Origin of the sequence: Streptomyces sp. NPDC006296 (genome assembly GCF_040613235.1) — a bacterium.
In the GTDB taxonomy this organism is placed as follows: Bacteria; Actinomycetota; Actinomycetes; order Streptomycetales; family Streptomycetaceae; genus Streptomyces.
Map to the genome: position 1 here is coordinate 1 of NZ_JBEXRT010000081.1, position 6,285 is coordinate 6,285.

Consider the following 6,285-nt stretch of genomic DNA (forward strand, 5'->3'; position numbering starts at 1 on the left):
CTGGAGGGTTCTGATCTGGCGCGGATGCGGCGGATGGGTGTGCTGCCGATGTCGACGGAGGAGGGGCTGAGGCTCCTCGACACCGCCGAACGGTCGGCGGACAGCCTGGTCGTGGCGGCGCGTTTCGATCCCCAGGCCCTCGCCGAGGGCGGTACCGGCAGCTCGGCCCACCCGATGCTGCGGGACCACGCCCGTACCTCCGCACCCCTCGGCCGCCGCACCGTCGCCACCGCCCAGGACGGTCCGCAGCCGGACGGCCCCCCGCTGCCCGCACGGCTGGAGGGGCTGGGTGACACGGAACGCCACCGCGTGGTGCTGAGCGCCGTGCGGGAGCACACCGCGATCGTGCTGGGGTACGACGCGGCCACCGGGATCCCCGCCGAACGGGGATTCCTGGACCTCGGCATCGACTCGCTCACCGCGGTCGAGCTGCGCAACCGGCTGAAGACCGAGACCGGTCTGCCGCTGCCGGCCACCCTGGTCTTCGACCATCCCGACGCCACGCGCCTCGCCCGGCACCTCGCCGAAGCACTGGCGCCGGGCGGGACCGGCACCGCACCCGAGGACGCCGGTCCGGACGGGCGCGCGGACGGCCCCCTCGCCCCGGCGGACGCCCCCGCGAACGGCACCGGGGGTGTGCCCGGACACCTGGAGTCGGCCGACGCCGACGAACTCTTCGACTTCATCGACCGGGAATTCGGCTCGGACTGACGCCAACGCCTCCGGCACCTCGACGCCGGTTGCACCCCCACCCCCCGTGACACCGCGGCACGACCATGTGAGGCCCTGATGCCGGAAGATGACAAGCTCCTCGGCTACCTGCGCCGGGTGACCGCCGACCTGCACCGGACCCGGGGGCGGCTGCACGAGATCGAGTCGGCGGCCCACGAACCCATCGCCGTCGTCGGCATGGCCTGCCGCTTCCCCGGCGGTGTCACCACCCCCGAGGAGCTCTGGGACCTCGTCCGGGACGGTGCCGACGCCATCACCCCGTTCCCCGACGACCGGGGCTGGGACACCGACGCCCACTACGACGCCGATCCGGACGCACCCGGCCGCACCTACGTCCGGGAAGGCGGCTTCCTGCACGACGCGGGCGACTTCGACGCCGGCTTCTTCGGGATCTCCCCGCGCGAGGCCGACGCGATGGACCCCCAGCAGCGGCTGCTCCTCGAAGCGTCCTGGGAGGCCGTCGAACGGGCCGGCATCGACCCGTCCTCCCTGAAGGGCCGCGCCGCCGGCGTGTTCGTCGGCGCCGTCGCACTCGACTACGGGCCGCGCCTGGACGCCGCCGACGGCCTCGAGGGCCACCTGATGACCGGCACCACCACCAGCGTCGTCTCCGGCCGCATCGCCTACACCCTGGGGCTGGAGGGTCCGGCCCTCACGGTCGACACGGCCTGTTCCTCGTCCCTGGTCGCGTTGCACCTGGCGGTGCGTTCGCTGCGGCAGGGCGAGTGCGACCTCGCCCTGACCGGTGGCGTCACCGTCATGCCCACCCTCGGCACCTTCCTGGGGTTCAGCCGTCAGCGCGGTCTCGCGCCGGACGGCCGCTGCAAGCCCTTCGCCGCCGGAGCCGACGGCTTCGGCCCGGCGGAGGGCGCCGGCATGCTCTGTCTCGAACGGCTCTCCGACGCCCACCGCCACGGACACCGCGTCCTCGCGGTCGTCCGCGGCACGGCGGTCAACCAGGACGGCGCCAGCAGCGGACTCTCCGCGCCCAACGGTCCCGCCCAGCAGCGGGTGATCCGGGACGCGTTGGCCGATGCGGGGCTCGGGGCCCCGGACGTGGACGTGGTGGAGGCGCACGGCACGGGCACGAAGCTGGGTGATCCGATCGAGGCCGGGGCGCTGCTGGCCACCTACGGGCAGGGGCGTGATCCGGAGCGGCCGTTGTGGCTGGGGTCGGTGAAGTCGAACATCGGGCACACCCAGGCCGCCGCCGGTGCCGCCGGCATCATGAAGATCGTCCTGGCCCTGCGGCACCAGGAGCTGCCGCGCACCCTGCACGCCGAGGAGCCGTCCCCGCACGTCGACTGGTCCGCCGGCACCCTGCGCCTGCTCACCAGGCCCGTTCCCTGGCCGGGCGGCGGAGAGCCGCGCCGCGCAGGAGTCTCCTCCTTCGGAGTCAGCGGCACCAACGCCCACGTCATCCTCGAAGAGGCGCCCGCACCGGCCGCACCGGCCGACGCGCAGCCCGCCGAGCCGGCACCGCCGGCTGACGCACCGGCCGAGCGGACCCGGCCCGAGGACGCCCCTGCCGAGCGGAACCCACGCGACGACGCCCCGGCCGACGAGACCGTCCGGCCCCTTGCACAGGTGCCCTGGGTGCTGTCCGCCAAGTCCGCCGCCGCCCTGCGCGACCAGGCCGCACGCCTCGCGGCCCACACCGACCGGCACCCCGGCGTGCGGCCCGTCGACATCGGCCTCACCCTGGCCACCGCCCGCACCGCCTTCGACCACCGGGCCGTGCTCCTCACCCCGGACCACGCCCGGGGCACCGACCTGTTGCGGCAGTACGCGTCGGGCGAGGACCCCGCCGCACTCGTCTCCGGAACGGTCCGCGACGGCGTCGGCCCGGTCTTCGTCTTCCCGGGACAGGGCTCGCAGTGGACCGGCATGGCCGTGGAACTGCTCGACGCCTCCCCGGTGTTCGCCCGGCGCATGGACGCGTGCGCCGCCGCGCTCGCACCCCACCTCGACGTCCCGCTCCTGGCAGCGCTGCGCGACGAAGCGGAACTGGAGCGCGTGGAGGTCGTCCAGCCCGCACTGTGGGCGGTGATGGTGTCACTGGCCGCGGTATGGGAGTCCTACGGCGTCCGGCCGGCCGCGATCGTGGGACATTCCCAGGGCGAGATCGCCGCCGCCGTGGCCGCGGGCGCGCTGACCCTGGAGGACGGCGCACGCGTGGTGGCCCTGCGCAGCCGGGCACTGACGGCGCTCGCCGGACGGGGCGGCATGGCCTCCGTCGGCGCACCGGAGGACGAGGTACGCCGTGCCCTCGGCGCCCGCCCGGGCGGCCTGTCGGTCGCCGCGGTCAACGGGCCCTCGCACCTCGTGGTCTCCGGCGACGCCGCCGCACTCGACGAACTGCTCGCCGGCTACGAGGCCGACGGTGTGCGGGCCCGCCGCATCCCCGTCGACTACGCCTCCCACTCGGCACACGTCGAGGAGATCCGTGCCGACGTCGAGAAGGCGGCGGCGGGAGTGTCCCCGCGCCCCTCCGACGTCCCCTTCTACTCCACGGTGACCGCAGAGAAGACCGACACGACCACGCTGGACGCCGACTACTGGTACCGCAACCTCCGCTCCCCGGTGCGCTTCGAGGAGACCGTGCGCGTCCTGCTCGGTGCGGGCTTCCGGCACTTCGTCGAGATCAGCCCGCACCCGGTCCTCCTCCCCGGCGTGGAGCGCACCGCCGAGGACCACGGCAGCACCGTGTCGGCCGTCGGGACCCTCCGCCGCGACGACGCCGGCGAGCCCCGGCTGCTCAGGTCCCTCGCCGAGGCCCACGTCGCCGGCACGTCCGTGGACTGGGGCCGTGTCTTCGACGCGACCGGTGCGCACCACGCCGACCTGCCGACGTACGCCTTCCAGCGACGCCGCCACTGGCTCGACTCCGCCTCCGCGGCGGCCGCCGACGCCGCCGCAGCCTGCATGGAACCCGTCGCCCATCCGCTGCTCGACGCAGGCGTGCCCCTGCCCGACAGCGGCGGTCACCTGTTCACCGCCCGCTGGTCGCTGCGCACCCACCCCTGGCTCGCCGACCACACGGTCGCGGACCGGACGGTCGTCCCGGGCACGGCACTGGTCGAGGCGGTGCTCCGCGCGGGCGACGCCGTGGGCTGCGACCGGCTCGCCGAGCTCAGCATCGAGACACCGGTCGTCCTCCCCGCGGACGGCGGCCCGCTGCGCGTCCAGATCACGGTGAGCGGTCCCGAGGACCCCGACGGCCGCCGGGCCGTCGGCGTGTACCTCTGCGGCTCCGAGGGCGTCTGGGCACGCCACGCCCGTGCCACCCTCACCACGGGGACCGCCTCCCCGGAACCCGCCGGCCTCGCCGTCTGGCCGCCCGCCGACGGAGCCCGACCGGTCGGCACGAGCGAGCTGTACGAGCGGCTCGCCACCGCCGGACTTGCCTACGGCCCCGCGTTCCGTGGCCTCGGCGGCGTATGGATCCAGGACGACGTGATCTACGCCGAGGCCGCCCTCCCCGACGGGATCCGGCAGAGCGCCGCCGACTTCGGCCTGCACCCGGCGCTCCTCGACGCCGCCCTGCACGCCTGGCCGGCCGCCGCCGACACCCTCACCTCCGCCGGACTGCCGTTCCTGTGGACCGGTGTGTCCCTGTACGCCACCGGCGCGTCGAGCCTGCGCGTGAGGCTGACACCGGTCACCGGCGGCGCCATGGCGGTGCTCGTGACGGACGACACCGGCAGGCCGGTGCTCTCGGCCGAGGCCCTGGTGACCCGGCCGGTGCCGGACACCGCGCACCACGGTGGCGCCGGGGGCAGTCTGCACCGCGTGGACTGGACCCCCGTCCCCGCGCCGACCGCCACCGCCGCCCCGGTGCTCGCGGTCCTCGGCCCGGACATCCCCGGTCCCGGCCTCGACGGGACCGTCTCGCGCCACGACGATCTGACCGCCCTCGCCGAGCAGATCACCAGCGGCCGCTGCCCGGCGCCCGCGTACGTACTGACGGACGTCGCCCAGGACCCCGGGCGCCCGGCGGCCGCGGAAGCAGCGCAAACCACGGAAGCCGCGGAAGGCTTCGACACCGCGGGAGCCGGGGACGGGGACACCGCACAGGAGGCCCTGGCCGCCGCCGGCCGTGCCTTGGCGCTCGTGCAGGCATGGCTGGCCGACGAGGCGTTCGCGGCCACCGGCGCCACGCTGGTGCTGCTCACCCGGGGGGCCGTGCCCGCCGGGGCGGGAGAGGGCGTACCGGACCTCGCCGCCACGCCCGTGTGGGGCCTGGTGCGCTCCGCACAGTCCGAACACCCCGGCCGGTTCGTCCTGGCCGACCTGGACGACGATCCCGCCTCGCTCGCCGCCCTGCCCGCCGCCCTCGTCACCGGCGAACCCCAACTGGCCCTCCGGCGGGGCGAGATCCTCGTACCGCAACTCGCCGCGGTCCCGGACGCGCTGGAGCTCCCCGACGGCGCCTGGCACCTGCGCACCACACCGGGAGCCGCCCTCGACGGGATCGCCCCCGTCCCGTCGACGGCGGCGACCCGACCGCTCGGCGCGCGCGAGGTGCGCATCGAGATCCGCGTCGCGGGCGTGAACTTCCGTGACGTGCTGATCGCCCTGGGCACGTACCCGGACGCGGACACCGCGCGGATGGGCAGCGAAGGCGCCGGCGTGGTCACCGAGATCGGCTCCGCCGTGACCGGAGTCGCGGTCGGCGACCGCGTCATGGGGCTCGGCGGCGAGTGGTTCGGCTCGCACACCGTGGTGGATGAGCGGGTGGTGGTGGGGGTTCCGGTGGGGTGGTCGTGGGTGGAGGCCGCGTCGGTTCCGGTGGCGTTCGTGACGGCTTTCTATGCGTTGGTGGATGTGGCGGGTGTGCGGTCGGGTGAGGTGGTGTTGGTGCATGCGGCTGCGGGGGGTGTGGGGATGGCTGCGGTGCAGTTGGCGCGGTGGTTGGGTGCGGAGGTGTGTGCGACGGCGAGTGAGTCGAAGTGGCCGGTGGTGCGGGGGTTGGGTGTGGCGGAGGGGCGTATTGCTTCGTCGCGTTCGGTGGGGTTCGCGGAGGTGTTCCGGTCGGGTGTGGATGTGGTGGTCGATTCGCTGGCGGGGGAGTTGGTGGATGCGTCGTTGGGGTTGGTGCGTCCGGGTGGGCGGTTCGTGGAGCTGGGCAAGGCGGACGTACGGGATCCCGGCGAGGTCGCGGCCGCTCACGACGGCGTGACCTATCGCGCTTTCGACCTGGCGGAAGCGGGGCCCGACCGCCTGGGGGAGATGCTGCGCGAGATCGTCCGGCTGTTCGGGACGGGCGAACTGCGGCAGCTGCCCACCGGGGTGTGGGACGTACGGCGGGTGGGTGAGGCGTTCGGGCTGATGAGCCGCGCGGGGCACGTGGGCAAGTTGGTGCTGGGGGTCCCGCAGGCTCTCCCCTCGGAGCCCGCGCCGGAGCCGGTAGCCGGGGCCGATGGCGGCGGCACCGGCACCGACACCGCTGTCCGTCCCGGTGTCGGTGAGGTGGGTGGGGGTTGGGTGTTGGTGTCGGGTGGTTCGGGTGTGTTGGGTGGGGTGGTGGCGCGGTATTTGGTGGGTGTGCGG

At 74.9% G+C, this 6,285-nt stretch carries 2 protein-coding genes; both read left to right on the forward strand.

The window, feature by feature from the left end:
* Positions 1 to 711: beta-ketoacyl reductase (locus ABZ172_RS29900; protein WP_356888475.1), on the forward strand; the 711-nt coding region annotated here is incomplete at its 5' end.
* Positions 712 to 789: 78 nt separating this feature from the next.
* Positions 790 to 6,285: beta-ketoacyl synthase N-terminal-like domain-containing protein (locus ABZ172_RS29905; RefSeq protein WP_356888477.1), on the forward strand; the 5,496-nt coding region annotated here is incomplete at its 3' end.